The organism is Thiothrix lacustris DSM 21227, from assembly GCF_000621325.1.
Classification (GTDB): Bacteria; Pseudomonadota; Gammaproteobacteria; order Thiotrichales; family Thiotrichaceae; genus Thiothrix; species Thiothrix lacustris.
Window position 1 is genome coordinate 76,441 of sequence record NZ_JHYQ01000018.1, and the last position, 22,298, is coordinate 98,738.

The 22,298-nt window shown below is 53.6% G+C and carries 21 protein-coding genes; 7 read left to right on the forward strand and 14 right to left on the reverse strand.

What is annotated here, in order from left to right:
- Window positions 1-4: 4 nt before the first annotated feature.
- The 4 genes from Q394_RS0109890 to Q394_RS0109905 all read right to left on the reverse strand — a co-directional run bounded on the left by Q394_RS0109890 (window position 5) and on the right by Q394_RS0109905 (window position 4,370).
- On the reverse strand, window positions 5-1,294 hold the full coding sequence (locus Q394_RS0109890; RefSeq protein WP_028489152.1) for a DUF1800 domain-containing protein: 1,290 nt from the start codon (window positions 1,292-1,294) through the stop codon (window positions 5-7).
- Between the two features lie 90 nt (window positions 1,295-1,384).
- A complete protein-coding gene (locus Q394_RS0109895; protein ID WP_038141101.1) occupies window positions 1,385-2,404 on the reverse strand; it encodes a hypothetical protein in 1,020 nt (339 codons plus the stop codon).
- A 10-nt stretch (window positions 2,405-2,414) separates the two neighbouring features.
- Window positions 2,415-3,500 carry a homoserine O-succinyltransferase MetA gene (metA, locus tag Q394_RS0109900; protein WP_028489154.1) on the reverse strand — a complete coding sequence of 362 codons (1,086 nt, stop codon included), beginning with the start codon at window positions 3,498-3,500 and terminating at the stop codon, window positions 2,415-2,417.
- Between the two features lie 21 nt (window positions 3,501-3,521).
- Entirely contained in the window at window positions 3,522-4,370 is an 849-nt protein-coding gene (locus Q394_RS0109905) for an ATPase (protein WP_028489155.1), read from the reverse strand.
- Window positions 4,371-4,457: 87 nt separating this feature from the next.
- On the opposite strand from Q394_RS0109905, the gene dusB reads away from it, so the two are divergent.
- Window positions 4,458-5,465: a tRNA dihydrouridine synthase DusB gene (gene dusB / locus Q394_RS0109910; protein ID WP_028489156.1), complete on the forward strand. Its 1,008-nt coding sequence runs from the start codon at window positions 4,458-4,460 to the stop codon at window positions 5,463-5,465.
- A gap of 41 nt (window positions 5,466-5,506) precedes the next feature.
- On the opposite strand, the gene Q394_RS0109915 is transcribed toward dusB, so the two are convergent.
- Together Q394_RS0109915 and Q394_RS0109920 are read right to left on the reverse strand one after the other, a co-directional pair.
- The gene (locus Q394_RS0109915; protein ID WP_028489157.1) at window positions 5,507-6,100 is read right to left on the reverse strand and encodes a hypothetical protein; all 594 of its coding nucleotides are present in this window, start codon (window positions 6,098-6,100) and stop codon (window positions 5,507-5,509) included.
- 20 nt (window positions 6,101-6,120) lie between these two features.
- The gene (locus tag Q394_RS0109920; RefSeq protein ID WP_028489158.1) at window positions 6,121-8,868 is read right to left on the reverse strand and encodes a 2-oxoglutarate dehydrogenase E1 component; all 2,748 of its coding nucleotides are present in this window, start codon (window positions 8,866-8,868) and stop codon (window positions 6,121-6,123) included.
- 102 nt (window positions 8,869-8,970) lie between these two features.
- On the opposite strand from Q394_RS0109920, the gene Q394_RS0109925 reads away from it, so the two are divergent.
- The 3 genes from Q394_RS0109925 to hflD all read left to right on the forward strand — a co-directional run bounded on the left by Q394_RS0109925 (window position 8,971) and on the right by hflD (window position 11,254).
- Window positions 8,971-9,429: an NUDIX hydrolase gene (locus tag Q394_RS0109925; RefSeq protein WP_028489159.1), complete on the forward strand. Its 459-nt coding sequence runs from the start codon at window positions 8,971-8,973 to the stop codon at window positions 9,427-9,429.
- Window position 9,430: 1 nt separating this feature from the next.
- The gene (gene mnmA, locus Q394_RS0109930) at window positions 9,431-10,543 is read left to right on the forward strand and encodes a tRNA 2-thiouridine(34) synthase MnmA (RefSeq protein ID WP_028489160.1); all 1,113 of its coding nucleotides are present in this window, start codon (window positions 9,431-9,433) and stop codon (window positions 10,541-10,543) included.
- Window positions 10,544-10,618: 75 nt separating this feature from the next.
- Complete coding sequence (gene hflD, locus Q394_RS0109935) at window positions 10,619-11,254, forward strand: high frequency lysogenization protein HflD (RefSeq protein WP_028489161.1); 636 nt, start codon at window positions 10,619-10,621, stop codon at window positions 11,252-11,254.
- Between the two features lie 18 nt (window positions 11,255-11,272).
- On the opposite strand, the gene pyrF is transcribed toward hflD, so the two are convergent.
- The 6 genes from pyrF to aroA all read right to left on the reverse strand — a co-directional run bounded on the left by pyrF (window position 11,273) and on the right by aroA (window position 17,402).
- Entirely contained in the window at window positions 11,273-11,959 is a 687-nt protein-coding gene (gene pyrF, locus Q394_RS0109940; RefSeq protein WP_028489162.1) for an orotidine-5'-phosphate decarboxylase, read from the reverse strand.
- Between the two features lie 17 nt (window positions 11,960-11,976).
- Window positions 11,977-13,125 (reverse strand): tetratricopeptide repeat protein, encoded by a 1,149-nt coding sequence (locus Q394_RS0109945; RefSeq protein ID WP_028489163.1) that lies wholly within the window; start codon window positions 13,123-13,125, stop codon window positions 11,977-11,979.
- Window positions 13,126-13,193: 68 nt separating this feature from the next.
- On the reverse strand, window positions 13,194-13,499 hold the full coding sequence (locus Q394_RS0109950; protein WP_028489164.1) for an integration host factor subunit beta: 306 nt from the start codon (window positions 13,497-13,499) through the stop codon (window positions 13,194-13,196).
- A 140-nt stretch (window positions 13,500-13,639) separates the two neighbouring features.
- Window positions 13,640-15,307 carry a 30S ribosomal protein S1 gene (gene rpsA, locus Q394_RS0109955; protein WP_028489165.1) on the reverse strand — a complete coding sequence of 556 codons (1,668 nt, stop codon included), beginning with the start codon at window positions 15,305-15,307 and terminating at the stop codon, window positions 13,640-13,642.
- A 122-nt stretch (window positions 15,308-15,429) separates the two neighbouring features.
- The gene (gene cmk / locus Q394_RS0109960) at window positions 15,430-16,083 is read right to left on the reverse strand and encodes a (d)CMP kinase (protein ID WP_028489166.1); all 654 of its coding nucleotides are present in this window, start codon (window positions 16,081-16,083) and stop codon (window positions 15,430-15,432) included.
- Window positions 16,080-17,402 (reverse strand): 3-phosphoshikimate 1-carboxyvinyltransferase, encoded by a 1,323-nt coding sequence (gene aroA / locus Q394_RS0109965; protein WP_028489167.1) that lies wholly within the window; start codon window positions 17,400-17,402, stop codon window positions 16,080-16,082. Before aroA ends, cmk begins: the two co-directional genes overlap by 4 nt.
- A 101-nt stretch (window positions 17,403-17,503) precedes the next feature.
- Between aroA and Q394_RS19790 the strand changes: the two genes are divergently transcribed.
- The gene (locus tag Q394_RS19790) at window positions 17,504-18,481 is read left to right on the forward strand and encodes an alpha/beta hydrolase (protein WP_245606775.1); all 978 of its coding nucleotides are present in this window, start codon (window positions 17,504-17,506) and stop codon (window positions 18,479-18,481) included.
- On the opposite strand, the gene Q394_RS0109975 is transcribed toward Q394_RS19790, so the two are convergent.
- Window positions 18,456-19,331 carry a prephenate dehydrogenase gene (locus Q394_RS0109975; RefSeq protein ID WP_028489168.1) on the reverse strand — a complete coding sequence of 292 codons (876 nt, stop codon included), beginning with the start codon at window positions 19,329-19,331 and terminating at the stop codon, window positions 18,456-18,458. The genes Q394_RS19790 and Q394_RS0109975 overlap by 26 nt on opposite strands.
- Window positions 19,328-20,458, reverse strand: coding sequence for a histidinol-phosphate transaminase (hisC, locus tag Q394_RS0109980; protein WP_028489169.1), 1,131 nt, complete (start codon window positions 20,456-20,458; stop codon window positions 19,328-19,330). The genes Q394_RS0109975 and hisC overlap by 4 nt, the downstream gene beginning before the upstream one ends.
- Before the next feature lie 171 nt (window positions 20,459-20,629).
- Between hisC and Q394_RS19795 the strand changes: the two genes are divergently transcribed.
- Together Q394_RS19795 and Q394_RS0109990 are read left to right on the forward strand one after the other, a co-directional pair.
- A complete protein-coding gene (locus Q394_RS19795; RefSeq protein ID WP_038141104.1) occupies window positions 20,630-21,958 on the forward strand; it encodes an SWIM zinc finger family protein in 1,329 nt (442 codons plus the stop codon).
- Window positions 21,959-21,960: 2 nt separating this feature from the next.
- The gene (locus tag Q394_RS0109990; protein ID WP_028489170.1) at window positions 21,961-22,272 is read left to right on the forward strand and encodes a DUF5691 domain-containing protein; all 312 of its coding nucleotides are present in this window, start codon (window positions 21,961-21,963) and stop codon (window positions 22,270-22,272) included.
- Window positions 22,273-22,298 lie beyond the last annotated feature (26 nt).

The window sequence follows — 22,298 nt, forward strand, 5'->3', positions numbered from 1 at the left end:
GGGGTTAGGATACCTGAAAGGCAGGGTCAAGCAGCAAGGAGCGCACTAAGCGCCGCGCACCGGGCGTGGTGGGCAAGGGCTGCAAGGGTTTGACGGGCAGTAACCATTCCACCAGTTGCTCCTCGGAAGCATTGGGTAATTTCACGCCTGCTGCACTTTTATCATTCAAATCGCCGCGTGACAATTTGGAAAGGTAGGCATTACGTACCAGTAAGGTTTGGGTGCTGATCCAGTGTTCACCACCGCTCCAGCCTTTAACGTTGGGTGGGTCAAATAACTCCTGACCCAACAAGCGGCACAAATTCAGCAATTCCTGTGTGGATTCGCGCGGGTATGGCAGCGTCCGTAGCGTACCGATCACGAGTTCCACGGGCGATTTCACCAGTGTCCCACGGTTCTGTAGTGCCCAAAAAGGTTCACTGGTCAGCAGCGTCCGCATGAAGCGCTGGATATCGTAATGGGATTTCCGCAGTTGCTGCGCCCAAACACTAACCAACGCCGGATCAGGGCGATTGCTGACGAACTCCAGCCAAAACTTTTCGGTAAGACGTTCAGCAGTACGCGGGTGTTCCAGCAAGATTTTGATAATGTCATCACCCGTAAATCTGCCGGTTTTACCTAGAAACGTGACTGAATCAGACGCGTGTTCTTCTGGGCGGATAATGAATTTGCCAGTATTATTGTCAACGCCCCAACCCGTAAAGGCTTTGGCGGCGGCTTTCACATCAGATTCGCGATACTGCCCGCGCCCAATGGTAAACAGCTCCAGTAGCTCACGGGCGAAATTTTCATTGGGCTGTGATTTAGTATTTTGGTAACCATCCAAATACACCAGCATGGCGGGGTCCCTCGCCATTGCCCGCAGCAATTCGGCAAAATTCCCCGTCGCATGGCGGCGCAACAGCAAGTTTTGCTGGTAAAGCAAACTAGGTTGCAAGGTTTTCTGGATAGAGGAAGTGAAATGGTTGTGCCAGAACAAGGTCATGCGTTCAATAAACGGCGTGTGAGTAGCAAGCATTTGCTCCACCCACCATGCTTGCAGAAGCTTGCCTTCACGTTGTGAAATTGACCAGGCCGAGTTACGGGTTTTCATGTCATTCAAGCGCATCGGTTCGAGCTTTAACCACGGTGTCATACGCGGTGTCGGCCTCAAACCAGAGGCAGCAGAATGCAGCACCCAGTTGACCGCATCCTCTTGGCTACGGCCTTCCAGTTGTTTGATCATATCCCATTCCGCGCCTAAGCCGGTACGTGATACAAGGTGAACTGCATCCTTAAAAGCAAGTAATCCCATAACCTTACTGCGCTAGAAATAATATTAATAATAACGTAACCAAACAGTAAGTTTAGTTCAAAATTTAAACTAAACAACGGATTTTCAAGATCAATTTTTCAATCTTATACTGCCAAACGAGACGATAAAGCCGATGAACGATACTAATGAAGCAAGAGCGCTGATGAGTAATTCAGCCGACTTACGTAATGTCCGTACTGTTCCAATAGCACCTTTACCTAACAACTTCATGAGGCCTTTAGTCTGCGTACCGTATTGCAGGCTAAGCTTTTCTAACCGCATCAAATCATCACTATTTTCAACATATTGCAACAAGTGTACTACATCAACGGTAGAGCTTGCTTTACGAATATTGTTCACCTGCTCAGCCGTCTGTTGGATCGCTTGTGTTGCCTGAGGGTTGTAAGCCTTAACAGCAGCCTTACTGATACCCTCTAGATTTTTCTCCGCTCGTGCCGCTGATAAGAACCCTTTATAGTCGAAGACTTCTGAACCCTGCCTGAGCAGGAGCTTCTGGAAGGGAGGTGTCAAACGCCCACCCTTAGCGGCGAGCTTAGTGGTAGATACGCCCCCCTTTACAGGCGCTACTGTACCCGCACTGGCAATAGAAGCAGCAGTCAACCCAACCCCGACACCCGCTAACGTTACAATCAACTCATTAACAGGCTCGTTTTTAGCATATAGCTGGTACTGCTCCCACAAATCCCGCGCATCACCCACCACCGTAAAATCCGAGGTCAGTGCCCCTGCCACGCCTGCACCACTGGTCGCATTACCCTCCAAGAAACCGGCAGTAAAATCATTCACTGTACGACGGGCAGTATTCAAGGGAGATTCCAACCGTTGCAGTTCGGCTTCAAATTCAGCGGGTTGCACTGCGTAGCCAAAGGTACCGGCAAGACTCAGGTACATGCGGGCATCAGCAGGATTATTGTTGGCAATGGCATCCTGAACCTGCTGGCGCACCTCGACATCACTGACCTGATGTAACATCATTTGTGCCACATCTGCTGCCACCTCATCGTATTGCCAATAATCCAGCAACGCCTTAAGACTGCCAACCAACAGTACAATGGAGATTAAGAACAGACTAAAGTTCCATGTTTTCATACCTTATAGCCTAGCCCATTCCCCTGTGTTTGCGCAGCTTTAACGGATCATTAGGGTCAACCCCCTCCATGAAAGGCTTACGACGATCATTATTGGTGATCTGGTAAACCTTACCGATCCAGTTGCTGTAAAACACTTTGGCGGTGTCACGCCAGGTATTGTGCAACATCGACAACAGCAAGGCTTCCGGGAAATCCGGTAAAGGCTTGCCCTGACGTTTAGCAAGACGCTGTGTCAGCCGGTATTCGTTGAGGATAGCCTTGGCCTTGGGGCGCAGGTAGTTTTCCGGGAACGGCGGGTAGTCTTCCCGCGCGCCCTCAAACCAACGCATGGTTTCGCGACGGTATTCCTTCAACAGGCTGACCTGATCGTATTCCGGGTGGCCTTGCAGGAAAATCATGCGAAACAAATCGGGGCTGACCGCCATGTGTACGCCCGCCTCATCGCTTTCCACCAGCACTTGCACCCCAACCGCTTCCAGTTGCACCCGGTCGATTTGGTTGAAACGCGAATGCGGCACATCGAAACGGGTATTGAGGTCGTTAACCAGCGGATGTTCTGGCATCGTTACCGCATGGCTGTAAACGCCCCAGCGTTTGAAACCCAAAGGGCGACGCCGAATTCCCCACAAATGCTGCACCAGTGCATGGCTGGCGAGGCAGGAACACAGCGTGGACGTAACATTTTCCATCGCCCATGCCGCCACTTCGCACAGCCCTTCCCAGAACGGCTCGTCCTCCAGATGCGCCGCTGACGGGTTTGCGCCGGTAATAATCAACGCATCCAGCCCTTGTTTCCGCAAATCCTCAAACTTTTCGTAGTGCTGGTCAATGTAGGCTTGCGCCTTGTCACTGCGCGGCAAGCTATCCAGCGTAAACGGGTGGATGTGGAATTGCGCAATCAGGTTGGACTCGCCCACCAGCCGGAAAAACTGGCGTTCTGTGGCTGCCAACGCCGCATCCGGCATCATGTTCAAAAAACCGATATGCAGTTCGCGGATGTCCTGATTGAAAGCGTAATCTTCACTCAGAACAGTCTGGCCTTCCTGGCGCAAGCGTTCAAACGTTGGCAGCGCGGTATGTGCGACTAATGGCATGGATTCCCTTCACCTCCCAGCTTACGTATGGCGTGCAATCGCCATTTCGATCAATGCATTGAAATCATCTTCGCTGCGGACTTGCGCGGCTTCCTCTGACGTGACGGTGTAGCCGTAGTCGCGGGCAATGGCTTCGTAACGCGGCAAACGGGAATGGAACAGGCGCGGAAATACCCAGCGGGTAAAGTCGTCTGGCACCATTTCAGCGGCGTATTGCAAACCCGTTTCCTGCAAGTAAACCGCCAGATGTTCGCGCAGGAAATTGGGGCGGTAATACAAGGGTTTCGGGTCGCTGCGGGCGCGGTCGATGAGTTTCTGCTCCTCATCCTTGGTAGTCACCTTGATGTACAGAATCAGGGTTTGTTCCGCTAATACTTCAAATACGGAAGGCTCTTCCAATTCGCACAAACTGCCGCCTGCGTCGTTGACGAAGTGCGAATAGCCGTAAATGGTTTGTGCTTTGCGGATGAATTCTGGCACGTCGCGCATGGCGGCAATTTCAGCTTCGCGGTATTGCGCCTGACGCTGGATAAAATCATCCAGCGGGACGCCGCCCAACTCCGGGTTGCCCAGCTTGCCGACGAAGGAGAGCACTGGCCCCAAATCATCCACGCGGATATTGTTGCGGATGTAAATCCAGTCATTACGCAACAGTTCGCGCAAAAACGGCACTTTCATCGCCTGTTCCTTGATGAGATCCATAATGTCCTCATCCAGATAGCGCGTGCCGATGCGGTAATCGCCGGAATAATGGAACCAGTCATGGTCGCGCAACAGGCTGGAAATATGGGTTTTCCCGACGCCGGACATGCCCAGCAAAGTCACTTTTTTGTGTTCCCAGTGACGGTATTGTTCTACGTTCAGACGCACAATGGTTCTCCGTGCAGGTGGTTGCTTAATGGCGGGATACTTTACCACAACCTTACGATTTTGCTGTGGTAAACTCTCCCACACACTATGAAAATTGGCTCTTACACCCTCGACAATTCCCTGATTGTTGCCCCTATGGCGGGGGTAACGGATCGCCCTTTCCGCACGCTCTGCAAACACTTTGGCGCAGGCCATGCCGTCAGCGAAATGATGACGGTGGATGCCACCCTGTATGCCAACAAGAAATCCCTTTACCGCGCCAATTTTGACGGGGAACTTGCCCCCATATCCGCCCAGATTGCCGGTTCCGAGCCGGAAAGCATGGCCGAAGCTGCGCGTTATCAGGTCGCCAACGGGGCGCAGATCGTAGACATCAACATGGGCTGCCCGGTACGCAAGGTTTGCCGCAAATTGGCAGGCTCTGCCCTGCTGAAGGATGAAGATTTGGTGGCGCGGATTCTGGATGCAGTAGTTTCCGCCGTCGATGTGCCCGTGACGCTGAAAACCCGGCTGGGCTATGCCGATGGCGAGGAAAATATCCTGCGAGTCGCGGCAAGAGCGGAGCAGGCAGGCATTGCGGCACTGGCGATTCATGGGCGTACCCGCGAGCAGATGTATACCGGGCAAGCGCGTTATGAGCTGATCCGTGAGGTTAAACGCAACGCCAACATCCCCATCATTGCCAATGGCGACATCGACAGCCCGCAGAAAGCGAAAATCGTGCTGGATGCAACAGGTGCGGATGCCGTCATGATCGGGCGGGCAGCGCAGGGGCGACCGTGGATTTTCCGCGAAATGAGCCATTACCTGCAAACCGGGGAATTATTACCGCCGCCGGAGGTTGCCGAAGTCCGCGAGGTATTACTGGGGCATCTGGATGATTTGTACCAGTTTTACGGGGAATATTCCGGTTGCCGCATCGCCCGCAAGCACATTGCTTGGTATACCAACGGGCTGCACGACAGCAATGCGTTCCGGCAGGCGATGTATGCGCAGGACTCTACATCGGGTCAAGCGCGGGTTGTGGATGCTTATTTCCAAACGCTGCTGGAGCGGGATGAACGATTGAGTTATCGCGAGGAAAATCTATGCTAATACTGCCGGAGCAGCAGCTATCGCCGAGCAGCTCATACGGATCAAAGCGATGCTGGCAACCCAACCATTTCCGTATAAAGATCAAACAACAATAGCATCCAAATAATTACCCCAAAGATAATCCAAGCCATATTAGCAGCGGTGATCTTGCTATTTTGCTTTCCAGCCACATCGTCGCAGGCAATATTGGCAGCTTGTTGCGCTTTGTAACTGCTCCATACCATTGGAATCAGGGTAGCAAAACCGATCAGGGAAAATATCACTGGCGCTCCCTCCTGTGCATAAATCCGGTCAGAAATGTTGCTGATAATGGACGCAATCACAAACACTGTGGCCATGACACGCGGTGACCACGTAAAGGTTTTACCAACCTCTGTCAGCTTGCCCTGAATACGCTTAAACAGCGCATGTGTGAAGAAAATATTGAATATGGCACGAGCAACTGGCCAGATGCTGTCGCTATGCTTGAGCTTCTGATTTTTCCAATGGCGGTAAAACCAATAAATTAAATATGTGCCCACTGTAGCAATGGCTAGAATCAGAAATTTACGTTCCGATACCACATAAAATTCCGGCGTATCAGGCAGGTTACTAACCAGCTCTGCTTGCGGTGCTTTGTAAATGTCATGTTCCATTTTATTTACGCAATTATTGATTATTTATCCAACCCCAACGCCTCACGTACCAACGCCTGTTGCATCCGCTGATGCATATACAGCGAACCTACCGCCGGAGCCGCCATCGCTGGGCGACTCACACACGCCACGTTGGCATAGTCATAGGCTTCAAAGCGATGCTTGATGCCATTCCACGCACCCTGATTGACAGGCTCTTCCTGACACCAGATAGCTTTTTCGATGTTCGGGTAATACTCCATCACATCCACCAGTTCCTGTGCCGGGAACGGGTAAAGCTGCTCAAGGCGAATAATCGCCACATCGGTCAATTCATGCTTGCGGCGTTCTTCCAGCAAATCGTAGTAAACCTTGCCGCTGCACATAATCACGCGTTTAACCTTTTCCTTCGCGGCGATGTCAGTAATATCCACATCATCCAGCACCACCTCAAACTTGCCCGAGGTGAAATCTTCCAGAGTGCTGACCGCCAGCGGATGCCGCAACAAGCTTTTCGGGGTAAAAACAATCAGTGGCTTGCGGTATTTGCGTATCATTTGCCGCCGCAGCATGTGGAAGATCTGCGCGGGGTTGGAAGGAATGCAGATGTGCATGTTTTCCTGTGCCGCCAGTTGCACGAAACGCTCCAGCCGTGCAGAGGAGTGCTCCGGCCCCTGACCCTCCATCCCGTGCGGCAGAAACATGACCAGCCCGCACAAACGCTGCCATTTTTGTTCACCGGAACTGATGAACTGGTCGATCACCACCTGCGCCCCGTTCACAAAGTCACCGAATTGCGCCTCCCAGATTACCAACGTATTCGGCTCAGCACTGGCGTAACCGTATTCAAACGCCAGTACCGCCTCTTCCGACAGCACCGAGTCAATCACGGTAAATTTAGCTTGAAAATCGGCCGTATGTTGCAGCGGAACCCACTGCTCACGGCGCTGCTGGTGGTGCAGCACAGAATGACGATGCGAAAAAGTGCCGCGCCCGCAGTCCTGCCCCGACAAACGCACCTCGAAACCTTCCTCGACCAGCGTGGCGTAGGCGAGTGTTTCACCAAAACCCCAGTCCGCCGCTTGCTCACCACGCCCCATCGCAACCCGCGCCTCCAGCACTTTGAGAACACGCGGGTGCACCATGAAATCTTTGGGGATATTGCTGACCCAGCGTTCACTGATGCTTTGGATGCGTTCTGCGGTACACGTTGTGTCAATCTCCTGACGCCACGGCTGCCCCAAAAAGGCTTTCCAATGGGTCAGCAATTCGGCAGGCAGACCAGAACGGGTCTGGCTGTTGCAACAGGTAATCCCGCCATTCGACAGCTTGGTGCGGTAAGCGTCGATCAGACCTTTCCCACCGCCTTCACTGACCACGCCTGCTTCTGCCAGACGCAACGCGTATTTGGCTCGCGTGGTTGGCAAACTACGGATAATGCCGTACATGACCGGCTGGGTCATATTCGGTTCGTCAGCTTCGTTATGTCCCAGACGGCGATAACACACCAAGTCGATCACCACGTCTTTCTGGAACATCTGACGGTATGCCAACGCCACCTGCGTGACATAGACCACGGCTTCCGGGTCATCGCCGTTCACGTGGAAGATCGGTGCATTGATCATTTTTGCCACGTCGGTCGGATAGTAAGTCGAGCGACTATCTGACACGGTACTCGTGGTAAAACCTACCTGATTATTGATGACAATGTGAATAGTGCCACGGGTGCGATAACCACGGGTTTGCGCCATATTGAAGGTTTCCATTACCACGCCCTGCCCCGCAAACGCAGCATCACCGTGGATGGAAATCCCCAATACCTGATCACCATCCTTGTCTTGACGGCGATCCTGACGGGCGCGTACCGAGCCTTCCATCACTGGGCTGACAATCTCCAGATGCGACGGGTTGAACGCCAGCACCAAGTGCATTGGGCCACCTTCAGTACCCACATCGCAGGAAAAACCTTTGTGGTATTTCACGTCGCCCGTGTAGGTTTCGTCGATTTTGCCTTCAAATTCCTCGAACAATTCGCCCGCAGGCTTGCACAGCACGTTGGTCAATACGTTGAGACGACCACGGTGCGCCATGCCAATGACGATTTCCTGCAAGCCTTGTTTGCCGCCTTCGTGGATCAAGGTTTGCAACATAGGGATAAGGCTTTCACCACCTTCCAAACCAAAGCGTTTTTGCCCGACGTAACGGCGGTGCAGGTATTGCTCGAAACCTTCGGCGGCCGTGAGTTGTTCCAGAATCTTGCGGCGTTCGGGGTGGCTGAGTTTCGCCCGACCCTTATCCAACTCGATACGTTTTTGAAGCCAACGCTTTTCCTGTATATCCAGAATATGCATATACTCAAAACCGATGTTGCCCACATAGGTTTCGCGCAAGGCATTGATAATATTACCCAGCGTCGGTTTGGCGGTAAGATTGAAGGAACCGGGGTCAAATACCGTGTCGAGGCTGATATTTTCCAGCCCGTGGTGTTCCAGCATCAATTGCGGCACACTCACTTTATAAGCGTAATCACCCAACGGGTTGGTATTCGCTTCCAGATGCCCCAAATAGCGATAAGCATTAATCAGACGGGAGACGTGCAATTGCTCGCTGCGTTGTGCCAATACCTGACCATTCAGTGGAGCCGCTGCCATCGTAGGTTCTGCTGCATCCAGCCGCTGGAAATATGCCTGCCATTGCGGGTCAATACTGTGCGGATCTTGTTGGTATTGTCCGTAAAGCTGCTCAAGAAAAGCGGCGTGTTCACCATCGAGGAAAGATTCGTCCGTCATACCCGTACCCTGATTGTCGACTTATTTTGATGGGGTGATTATAGACGAATGCAGTAACATTGTGTGTAGAATACGCTTCTTTCGCCTCACAGGATGTCAATCATGGTTTGGAAACCCCGCGTCACCGTCGCCAGCGTCATTGAACACGATAACCGCTTTTTGATGGTGGAAGAAATGCACTATGGGCAACTCACCATCAACCAGCCCGCCGGACACATGGAACACGGTGAAAGCTTGCTCGAAGCAGTACGCCGTGAAACGCTCGAAGAAACCGGCTGGCGCTTTGAACCCACCGCCCTACTCGGCATTTTCCACATGCACCGTGATGACCCTGACCGGGTATTCTTACGCTTTACCTTTACCGGCACGTTGCTCGAAGCCGTTCCCGGTTATCAGATTGACTCGGATATTACCGCCGTCCACTTTCTGACCCGCGAACAAATCCGCAACCAGCAACCGCGTATCTGGCGCAGTGAACTGGTGGGGCGCTCACTGGACATGTACGAATCCGGGGTACGCCATTCCCTTGATAGCCTGCAATACTTCTTATCTGATGACTAAAATGAACGCAAAACGTGTGATTGTTGGCCTGTCCGGTGGCGTAGATTCCTCGGTTGCCGCCCTGCTATTGCTGGAACAAGGCTATCAGGTCGAAGGCTTGTTCATGAAAAACTGGGAAGAAGACGACACCGAAGACTACTGTTCCGCTGCCGTTGACCTTGCCGATGCGCAAGCAGTTGCCGACCAATTGGGTATTAAGCTGCATACCCGCAATTTCGCCAGCGAATATTGGGATCGGGTATTCACCTATTTTCTGGATGAATACCGCGCCGGGCGTACTCCCAACCCCGACATCATGTGCAACAAGGAAATCAAGTTCAAAGCCTTCCTCGATCTGGCGCTGGAACTGGGTGCAGACTACATCGCCACCGGGCACTACGCCCGCATTGCCCGCGACCCCGACGGCACGGTGCGAATGCTCAAAGGCGTGGATGCCAATAAAGACCAGACCTATTTCCTCTACACGCTGCAACAGCATCAACTGCAACGCAGCCTGTTCCCTGTCGGTGAATGGCAAAAAAGCCGGGTGCGTGAACTGGCGGAAAAGGCTAACTTCACCACTGCCCGCAAAAAAGACAGCACCGGCATTTGCTTCATCGGCGAACGTAAATTCCGCGAATTCCTGCAACGCTTTTTGCCCGCCCAACCCGGCAATATCGTCACACCCGACGGTGAAACCATTGGCAAACACCACGGCCTGATGTATTACACCCTCGGCCAACGTCAGGGTTTAGGAATCGGTGGGCGCAAAGATGCCGATGACTCGCCGTGGTTTGTCGTCGAAAAAGACATGACCCATAACCAACTGATTGTTACCCAAGGCCACCAGCACGAGTTGCTGATGAAACATTTCCTACTCGCCTCGCAACTGCATTGGGTAGCAGGCCATCCCCCCGCCCAATCCTTTGAATGCAAAGCTAAAATCCGTTACCGCCAAATCGAAGAAACCTGTCAGGTAACCATTCTTGAAGGCGGACACTGCGAAGTGTGCTTCCCCAAAGCGCAACGCGCCATCACGCCCGGACAATCCATCGTGTTCTATCAAGCAGATATTTGTCTGGGCGGCGGGATCATCGACGCGATGGCGCAAGACTGCCCGAAGCCGTCGAATTAAGTAGGGCTAACTTGAATTATTTCCCTAAAGCCTTATGCTCTTTAAACACACAAGAACCGGACTCGATAAAAACCCGTGGAAGCCAATAACCGTAACCGAACCATCGCCCTCGCCGCCCTGTTCCAGTGTGTCGAAGGTGTTACCCAAATCGCCGCCCGTGGCAGGGTAGACAGTGAATTGTTTAACGCCTGCATGAACAGCGTGCTGACGGAGGATGACCATTCCCCCGAAGCCTTATACGGCGGCGTTGCAAATCTAAAAACGGGCTTGAAGGTGCTGATGTACCAGCTTGGTGCAGGCAACCTGACCCCGGATGGCAAGCCCAAAGACATCGAAGCCACCCGTTACGCGGTCAATTTGCTGTATCTGGAAAAGAAGCTCGCTAATGACCCGGATATGTTCAAGGCATTGCTGAAAAATATCGAAAATGCCCAGCAACAACTCGACTTTTTCGCGATGACACACCCGAATATGGTGGCACGTCTGGCAGAAATCTACACCACCACCATCAGCAAACTGGGGCCGCGTATCATGATCAAAGGTGATCAGAGCCACCTTGCCAACCCGGAAAACGCGGCAAAAATCCGCGCTTTGTTGCTAGCCGGGGTACGTGCCGCGCTATTGTGGCGACAGGCAGGTGGCAGCCGCTGGAAACTGATTTTCGCGCGCGGTGCTATGCAAAAAGAAGCACAACACCTGCTAAATGCCTGAGGAAACGCGGATTTTCTTCTACAAATCCGCGTTAATCTGCGTAATCACCGCCTGCGGATCAGCCGCTTGTGTAATCGGCCTACCCACGACAACATAGCTAACGCCCGCTTCCCGCGCTTGAGCCGGTGTCATCACCCGCGACTGGTCGCCTTGATCACTGCCTACCGGGCGGATACCGGGTGTGACCAACAAGAAGTCATCGCCCAAGAGCTGGCGCAACATGACCGCTTCCTGTGCCGAACACACCACCCCATCCAGCCCGCTGCTGGCCGCTAATTGCGCCAGATGTTGCACTTGTTGTGCCGGTTCTGACGTTACACCCGTACCTGCCAGTTGTACTTTGTCCATTGAGGTCAATACGGTCACGGCAATCAATTTCGGCGGTTTATCAAAACCTTGTAAAGCCTCACGCGCGGCCTGCATCATTTTCGCCCCACCCGCTGCATGGACGTTAATCATCCAAACGCCCAACCCTGCCGCCGCTTTGCACGCTGATGCGACCGTATTGGGAATGTCGTGGAATTTCAGATCCAGAAATACCTCGAAACCACGCCCGGTCAATTGCCGCACAAAATCTGGCCCTGCCGCCACAAACAACTCAAAACCAACTTTGAGCTTACACTCGGCTGGGGAAAGGGGTTCCACAAACGCCAATGCCTGTGCGGCAGTGGGGAAATCAAGGGCAATAATCAAACGGCTAGACATGCAATATTCCTGAAAAGTTAAACGTTACTGACGGTATCCCACTGATGGCACGCGGGGCAACGCCATAAATAGCCATGCATTTTATACCCACAATGGGCGCACTGGAAATCGGGCTGGCTGGCAGACAGGCGTTGCAAAGCCGTTTGTAGCTGGGCAATGTCGCACACCTTGTTTTCTTGCCACAGGTATGACAACACGTCGGTCGAATGCACCAAGGTATTCAGGGTCGGCTTGCCCTTGGTGAGATGCTCTTCCACCTGCGTCTGCATATCTTGGAGCTTGCCCAACTTACGCGCCAATTGCAGCAAATAGCCGAACAATTTGGCATCCTGCGTTTTGGCGAAAGCTTGCTGGATAAACCCATAGAGGCGTTCCAGTTCCTCTTTCTGATTAAAATTATTGAGTAACTGATTGAATAACATGCCAATCAAGCGGGTGTCTTTTTCAATAGCCTGCCGATAAAGTTCTTGTGCTTCTTCACGTTGACCACGCGCATAGGCCAAATCGCCTTTTAATACCAGCACCCGCGCCGAGGCAGGATAAGCTTTCGCAGCCTTTTTAATAGTTTCTTCCGCACGGAACAGGTTTTGCTTTTGCAATTCCTGAATCGCCAGCTCGCAATAGTAATGCGCAATCAAACGGCTACGGTCAACCTTGTTGCGTTGTTGGGCGTACTGGGTGATGTCAATCGCTTTGTCCCATTCGTGCAATTGCTCGTAAATATTGCGCAAGGGCTCGCACGCATCCGCGTGTTTCGGGTCATCTTTAAGCAATTCAGTGAAAACACTTTCGGCCCGATCCAACAACCCGGCAGCAAAAAAGTCTTCCCCCAGCGCCAGCATCGCCGCTGTGCGTTGTGCTTTGCTCAGATCGGAACGTGCCACCAGATTCTGGTGTATCCGCAGGGCACGGTTGATTTCGCCCCGGTTGCGGAACAAATTACCGAGTAACAGGAAGGTATTGGCGGTGTATTCATCAATATCCGGGTAATTGAGGAAGACATCCAGCGCCTTGTCAGGTTCTTCGCTCAATAAGTAGTTGATGCCTTGCACAAACCGCACAGAGATTTCTTTGCGCTGTTCCTGACGTTCTTTATAGCGCTTACGCGCTGCTTGCCAACCAGAATAAAAAGCGATGGGCAATAGTAAAAATAGGATTTCTTGCATAGAACCTTAGACGTAAAAAAGGAGGCTTAGTGCCCCCCTTTTATGATTAGCGTGCGCCAACAGGCATGTTAATCCTGAATCGGAAAACCGACCCGTGATTCATTCACGCGCTCCCGCAATTCCTTGCCGGGTTTGAAGTGAGGCACATATTTCGGCGGCAATGCCACCTGATCGCCCGTTTTGGGATTGCGGCCTTTACGCGCTGCACGGTGATGCAGGGAAAAGCTTCCGAATCCACGGACTTCAATACGTCCGCCATTGGACAAAGACTCACTCATTTTATCGAGCAATAGCTTCACGGAAAGTTCTACATCCCGGCTGCTTAAATGACTTTGTTTGCGTGACAGAATATCAATGATTTCAGATTTGGTCATCCATTCCACTCCTGAACAAGCGACGGGGTTATCATAATCGTTGTTACAGTTTTCCAGTCTTGGAAAACGGTGCAGAAAGCATCTGCACCGCCTGAACTATAGGTCATCCTTGACCTGCTTACCGTCCTGGTGGGTGAAAATTACTCGCCCATTTGTTCCTTGAAGATGTCACCCAATGACGTACCAGAGCTGGTAGAACGTCCGGTGTACTCACGCATCAAACGTGATTCATCTTCATCATCCTTGGCCTTGATGGACAGGTTGATGGAACGGGTTTTACGGTCAACGCCCATGAATTTGGCTTCAACAGTGTCGCCTTCTTTCAGCAGGGTGCGAGCATCTTCAACGCGGTCGCGTGACAGTTCGGAAGCACGCAGGATGCCTTCGATGCCTTCGCCCAAGTCGATTTTCGCCGCTTTAGGGGTAACTTCAACCACAGTACCTTTCACTACGCTGCCTTTAGAATGGGCTGCCACGAAGTTGGAGAACGGGTCTTGTTCCATCTGCTTGATGCCGAGGGAGATACGCTCACGCTCAGGATCAACAGCCAATACGACGGCTTCAACTTCGTCGCCTTTCTTGTAGCTACGCACGGCTTCTTCGCCAGGCACGTTCCAAGAAATGTCGGACAAGTGAACCAGACCGTCGATGCCGCCGTCCAGACCGATGAAGATACCGAAGTCAGTGATAGACTTGATCTTACCGGAAACGCGGTCGCCTTTGTTGCGAGTGCCTGCGAATTCATCCCAAGGGTTAGCTTGGCATTGCTTCATACCCAGAGAAATGCGGCGACGTTCTGCGTCGATGTCGAGGATCATGACTTCCACTTCATCGCCCAGTGTGACCACTTTGGCTGGGTTGACGTTCTTGTTGGTCCAATCCATTTCGGATACGTGAACCAGACCTTCAACACCGTCTTCGATTTCCACGAAGCAGCCGTAGTCGGTCAGGTTGCTGACCTTACCAAAGATGCGCGTGCCAGACGGGTAACGACGAACCAGATCTTGCCATGGATCTTCACCCAATTGCTTCAGACCCAGTGATACGCGGTTCTTGTCGCGGTCGAACTTGAGGACTTTAACGTCGATTTCGTCACCGATGTTAACCACTTCGGAAGGATGCTTGACGCGCTTCCAAGCCATATCGGTGATGTGCAACAGGCCGTCGATGCCGCCGAGGTCGAGGAACGCACCGTAATCGGTAAGGTTCTTGACCACGCCTTTGATGACTTGACCTTCTTGCAGGTTTTCCATCAATGCATCGCGTTCTGCACTGTATTCTTCTTCAACGACTGCACGACGTGAAACCACGACGTTGTTGCGCTTCTGATCCAGCTTGATGAGCTTGAATTCCAGTTCCTTGTTTTCCAGATAGGAAGTATCGCGGACTGGACGCACATCAACCAGTGAACCCGGCAGGAAGGCACGGATGTCGCTGAGTTCAACAACAAAACCACCTTTAACCTTGCCAGTGATGATACCGGTAACGATTTCATCGTTGGTGAAGGCTTCTTCCAGAATTTCCCAAGCACGCAGGCGGCGCGCTTTTTCGCGGGAGAGGCGAGTCTCACCGAAACCGTCTTCTACGGTATCAAGGGCAACTTCGACCAGATCACCGACTTTAACGTTGATTTCGCCGCGTTCATTTTTGAACTGCTCAGCAGGAATAACGCCTTCGGATTTCAGGCCAGCGCTAACGATAATGAAATCGGAGCGGACTTCGAGAACTGTTGCATTCAGCAGAGCGCCGGGCTGCATTTGGGTGTAGGAAAGGCTCTCTTCAAACAGTTCAGCAAAACTTTCAGTCATGAATAAAAATACCTGTTAACAAAATGGTTTATCGTCACAGCATCCTGCATTGACGGGTTAAAACGCAAAAAGCCCAGACTTCCTGTCAGGGCTCCCTAAAAATGATCTGATCTATCAAGTGTTTAAGTAATGTAGTGCAACACTGTGGCAAAAACCTCGGTTTGATCCAACGAACCGGTGTCGATAACCAACGCATCAGCGGCAGGTTTTAAGGGAGCTACCGGGCGGTTGGTATCGCGTTCGTCGCGAGCGTTGATGTCTTGAATCAGGTCGCAAAGTTTAGCACTAAGTCCTTGTTGGCTCAACTGTTTTAGACGGCGTTCTGCACGTATTTCAGCACTGGCGGTCAAGTAGAACTTGTGGGTCGCCTCCGGGAACACCACCGTTCCCATGTCGCGCCCATCGGCAACCAAGCCCGGCAACTGGCGGAAATTGCGTTGCAGCACCAGTAATGCGGCACGTACCGCAGGCAACGCCGCGATTTGTGAGGTGGCGCTGGCGCAGGTTTCATTGCGGATTTCGCCGGTGACCATTTCGCCATTCAGCCAAGCTTCGCCATTGTTGAATTCGATATTCAAGGTGGGAAGCAGCGCAGCCAGCGCCTTTTCGTCGCCTAAACCCACGCCACTGCGCAGCGCCGCCAAGGCTGCCACGCGGTAAATGGCACCGCTGTCGAGCATGTGCCAGCCGAGTTTATCCGCCAGCATACAAGCAATCGTGCCTTTGCCTGCACCCGCAGGGCCATCAAGGGTAATCACGGGGGATGGGGTATTCATGCTGCACTGATCCTCACGCCTGCGCCTGCCGCCAAACCCACAAAGCCGGGGAACGAGGTATTGACGTTGGCGCAATCGTTAATGGTAATCGGCTGGGTTGCCCGCAATGCTGCCATCGCAAACGACATCGCAATGCGGTGATCGCCGTGGCTATCAATCGTCCCGCCAGTGAAGTTGCCGGGTTTGATGATAATGCCGTCCGGGGTCGGTTGCGCATCCACACCACAGGCAATCAGGCCATCGGCCATGACTTGAATGCGGTCGCTTTCTTTCACGCGCAATTCTTCCGCACCGGTTAGCACCGTTTGGCCTTCGGCAAAGGCAGCGGCGATAAACAAGGCCGGGAATTCATCAATCGCCAGCGGAACCAGCGCTTCAGGAATCTGGATACCTTTCAAAGGCGCAGCACGCACACGCACGTCAGCAACGGGTTCGCCGCCGACTTCGCGCTCGTTGAGGATTTCAAGGTTTGCGCCCATCAGCCGCAAAATGTCGATCACGCCGGTGCGGGTCGGGTTCATGCCGACGTGTTCAATCGTCAGGTCGGAACCTGCCGCAATGCTGGCGCCGACCATGAAAAAGGCTGCTGAAGAAATATCGGATGGCACATCAATATCCGTCGCGGTGAGCTTGCCACCACCTTGCAGGCTAATATGGTTGCCGTCGGTTTTCACCGCATAGCCGAAGCCGCGTAACATACGCTCGGTATGGTCACGGGTCGGCGCAGGTTCTATTACCGAGGTTTCGCCTTGCGCATACAAACCCGCCAGCAACAACGAGGATTTCACCTGTGCGCTGGCAACCGGCATGTCGTAATGGATGCCTTGCAGCTTGCTTCCGCCATGCACCAACAGCGGTGGCGTGCCTATTTCAGTTGCATCAATGACAGCGCCCATGCTCGCCAGCGGCACAGTCACGCGCTTCATTGGACGCTTGGACAAGGAAGCATCACCCGTCATGCGCACATCAAAGGCTTGCCCACTCATCAAGCCCGACATCAAGCGCATGGATGTGCCGGAATTACCCATCTCCAGATCGCCCGCAGGTGCTTGCAGGCCGTGCAGCCCTACGCCGTGGATGGTAACTTTACCGTCATCCGTAGGCCCATCAATCGCCACGCCCATGCTGCGAAACGCATTCAAGGTGCATAAGCAATCTTCGCCTTGCAGGAAACCGCTGACGTGGGTCGTGCCTTCCGCCAACGAACCTAACATGATGGAACGGTGCGAAATGGATTTGTCGCCGGGAACGCGCACAGTGCCGTGCAAACTGCCACCGGGCTGGACGTTAAATTGTAGATTGGTGCTGGAATGGCTCACGCGGGTTTTCCTGTATCGTGTGTAGTCGTGCGGGCATTCAATCATACCCACCAACAGGGTGCAACACCCACGCAATGCGGCATAATACCGCACATTCAAACATGACAACCCAACTGAAGGAACCCAACATGCCACTCCAGCAAACATGGCGGCACAGGTACACTGTTCAAACCGTTTTGATGCTGCTCATCACACTGTCCGGCTGTAGCACCGCCCCCATGCCATTGGGTACGCATCACGTTCAGCCGCAACTGCTGCAACAACCCCTGTTTCGCGCCAGTGATGGCACAGATTTAGTCATGACGCATTGGCAACCCAAGGGGAAATCCCGCGCCACCCTGATCCTGTTGCACGGTTTCAACGAATACGCAGGTGCGTTCGACAGCGTAGGCAAGCAATTCGCCCAACGCGGCATCGACGTCTGGGGCATTGACCAACGCGGCTTCGGGCGCTCTGCCTATCGCGGACAATGGGCAGGCGCACAACGCATGGCCGCCGATGCGCGGGAACTCGCCGCCTTGTTACGTCAACAAGATCCGCAACAACCGCTGTACCTTTGGGGCATGTCGATGGGCGGTGCGGTCACGCTGGTCGCGGCTGAAGAGGGCAAACTCGACGTGGATGGCATTATTCTCGAAGCCCCCGCTGTCTGGACACGCGATACCCAACCGCTTTACCAACGGGTCGCGCAAGACATTGCCGTGAAGCTCGTCCCCGGTTGGAAACCGACCGGCGAAAGCCTCGGCATCCGCGCCACCGACAACCGCGTCCTGTTACGGGAAATATGGAAAAGCCCGTGGATGATCAAAGGCGCACGCATCGAAACGGTCGCCGGACTGGTCGATCTCATGGATAAAGGCTATGCCGCCGCAGAGCATATCCGCGTTCCCTCCCTGCTCCTGTACGGCGGCAAGGATGAACTGATTCCCGCCAAACCCATTGAACGCTTGTGGCAACGCTTGCCCAAAAACAGCAAAACCCGCTTCATCCGCTACCCCAATGGCTGGCACATGCTCACCCGCGACTTACAAAGCGCCAAGGTGATTAGCGATATTACCCAGTGGATCCAACAGCAATAACGTAATTGTCGCGGGCTTGCTTGGCTTTTGCCATGCGATTGTGCAGGGCTTCACCGTCCTGCGCGTCGATCATGGCGGCAAATTCGCCCAGATTGTGCTGGAAAGCGGCAATCACATCCAAGATCGCCGGTTTGTTGGTCAGGCAAATATCCCGCCACATCACCGGATCACTCGACGCAATCCGGGTAAAATCGCGGAATCCACCCGCTGCATAGCGCAAAATATCTTCACGCTGCGGCATGTTCAACAAGGTATCCACCAGCGCAAACGCCAGCACATGCGGCAAATGGCTGGTCGCCGCCAACACCTGATCATGCAAGGCTACCGGCATCCTTTCCAGCAATGCGCCTGTCGCCTTCCACATCGCTTCCACTTTGGCGGTCGCCTGCGGGTCAGTATGCGGCAACGGCGTCAGGATCACCCGACGGTCGATATAAAGGTCAGGAATCGCCGCTTCCACCCCGCTCTTTTCGCGCCCAGCAATCGGGTGTCCGGGCACGAAACGGCTGAAATCAGCACCAAATACCTGCTCGACTTCCGCCACCACACTGCCTTTGGTACTGCCCGCATCGGTAAGAATCGCATCAGCAGGCAATACCGGCTTGATCTGTTGCAGCAAATGCCCCATTGCCCCCATCGGTACTGCGAGTAATACCATATCGGCATCACGCACCGCTTCCGCTGGGTCAAGGGTGAAACTGTCAATCACGCCAAGATCAACCGCTTTTTGCAGATGCACCGCGTTACGGCTACAACCCACGACGGTTTTGCAGAAATGCGCCTCACGCAAGGCCAGCGCCAGTGAACCGCCGATCAAGCCGACCCCAAAGATGACAAGTTTATTGATCACGCGCTAAGAACCTTCTGTAATGCCTTGATACAACGGTCATTCTGCGCTTGTGTACCAATCGTGATACGCAAGTGTTGCGGCAAACCGTAGCCACCAATGGGGCGCACAATCACCCCTTCGCGCAGCAAAGCATCGTATAAAGGCGCAGCGGGTCGTTTCATGTTCACCGTAATGAAATTACCCACGGTCGGGATGTATTCCCAGCCATTCTCAGCGCACGCCGCAAACCATTGCTGCAAGCCCGCCGCATTGGTGGCAACACTTTGCTGGAGGAAAGCCTCATCGCCCAAAGCCGCTTGCGCCGCCGCCAAGGCCAGTGAATTCACATTAAAAGGCTGACGTACCCGGTTGAGCATATCGGCAATATCTGCGCCAGAAGCCACATACCCCACCCGCAAACCTGCCAGCCCGTAAATCTTGGAAAACGTCCGGGTAACAATCAGATTCGGGAATTCCGCCAGCCATGCCAGCGCATTCGGGAAGGTCGGGTCATTCACGTATTCGGTGTAGGCTTCGTCGATCACCACGATCACATCACTGGGCACACGTTGCAGGAAAGCGTGCAAATCTGCCTTGCTCAGCCACGTCCCCGTCGGGTTATTCGGGTTGGCGATGAACACCACGCGGGTATTATCCGTGATTTTCGCGGCAATATTCGCCAGATTATGCCCGTAAGGCATGGTGTCATGTTCGGGAGGATTCGCCTTGGCAACGCGCAATTCCGCCCCAACCGCCTGAATAACGATGGGGTAAACGGCAAAGGCGTATTCTGAAAACACCGCTGCACGGCTATTATCCAGAAACGCACGGGCAATCAATTCCAACACATCGTTGGAACCGTTACCTAAGGTAATCTGTGCGCTTTGCAGGCCAAACTTGTCAGCAATCGCGGCTTTCAATTGGTAGCCACTGCCATCAGGGTAGAGTTCCAACGTTTTCAACGCGGCAGCAATCGCCGCCTGTGCATTGGGGCTTGCACCCAGCGGGTTTTCGTTGGAGGCCAGTTTGAGGATATTGCTAATCCCCAATTCGCGCTCCAGCTCTTCGATAGGCTTGCCCGGCTGGTAAGGGTGCAAGGCTTGTACCCCGGTCACGGCAAGTTTTTTGAAATCAACGGTTGATTGCATGATGAGCCTGCATAAGCAAAAAATCAGTCAGGCATTCAATCACAGCCAGCCGGTCTTGCCAAGACGTTAACGAAACTGCTGGCAAATAAACAGCTTGTCAGCCAGCCTTGCAAAGGCTCCAAACCGTTCTTACACTAGGCTGCATTATTCATCAATAATAACAAACGACCTATGACGACATGGACAACGGCGCAAGTTGCAGCACTTTCCCCCGATGCCGCCTCACTCAAGGCAGGCGAAAAACTCAGCCAGCCGCACCAATGGCAAACCTTGGGGCAAGCCGACGGCGTATTGTGGGGTGAAATCAAAGGCAGCGGCAAAAATCCTTACCAGACCGCCATTGCCCTGGCAGAACCTGCGTTCAAATGCTCCTGCCCCAGCCGCAAATTTCCCTGCAAACACGGCCTTGGCCTCGCACTGGTATTCACCGCCCACCCCGACAAACTCACCGGCAACGAACCACCCGTCTGGCTACAGGAATGGCTGGAAAAACGCGGGCAACGCGCCCAGAAACAAGCTGACAAAGCTGCCGCCAAAGACGAGCCGGTTGACGAAGCCACCTTGCAAAAACGGGCGGCTGCCCAGCAAAAACGCAACGCTGCCCGCGAAGACAAGGTAAACGCAGGCATTACCGAGTTGCAACGCTGGCTGTCCGACCTGATCCGCCAAGGCTTAGCCAACAGTGACGATAACCAATGGCAACGCATGGCAGCGCGGATGGTGGATGCGCAAGCCCCCGGCCTTGCCCGTAGCCTGCAAAATGCCGCCAGCTTGCGTTACCAAGGCGGCGCATGGCAGGAAAAATTGCTCGCAGAACTGGCACGTCTCCACCTGCTGCTGGAAGCTTGGCAACGTCGCGACAAGCTGCCCGCCGACGTACAGGCTGACGTGCTGGCACATATCGGTTTCAACCTGAGCAAGGACGACGTGCTGGCACTCGATGGCATCACGGATCACTGGCAAGTAGTCGGGCAACGCCAAGAAGACGACGGGCAAATGCGCACGCAACGCACTTGGTTATACGGGGTGGAATCGCAGCGATACGCGTTGTTACTGGATTTTGCAGTGCAGAACCAGCCAATGGCGTTGTACCCCGGCCTTGGTGGCAATCTGGAAGGCAAAGCCATTTATTACCCCGCTGCCATACCCTTACGGGCATTACCCATCAGCCCCAGCGATTCCCCCGCAAGGGGTGAAGGGAGCAAAGCAGCCGCCTTTATACCGCTAGCTGCCAACTTCGCAGCCTATGGTACGGCACTGGGCAAATGCCCCTGGTTGGGGTATTTCCCGTTTGCCATTGCCAACGCCATCCCCGCCCGCCATGATCAGCAATGGCTGCTGGTTGATGCTGAACAACACGCGGTTCCCTTGCGCATCAGCGATGAACAGGGCTGGATACTGCTGGCAGAAAGCGGCGGGCATCCGCTGCATGTGTTTGGGGAATGGGACGGCAACGCCCTGCAAGTTTGCGGCACCTTCCAAACCAACGAGGCTGCGTAACCATGCCACTGCAACAAACCCTGCTCAAAATCGCCCTGTTGGGCACAGAACGCCAAACCCAAGTTCCGCAAGGCAACACCGCCCTGCAACCCTATCTGGCGCAACTTTACCCGCAAGGGCAAGTGCCGACGGACAGCAGCCGCGAAAGCGCTTTCCTCGGTGCGGCAGCCTTGGCGCTGCAATACCGTGCGGCGGGTAACTTGCCAGCCGTGTTCACTGGCACATTAGCAAGCCCGGACGTTGAGGCTGTAGAAAAACCCTCCGAACCGCCATTTTGTGGGATAATCAAGCATCACAAGCACCAGAATGAGTAGGCAGGCATGGCACGCTACAAACCGAT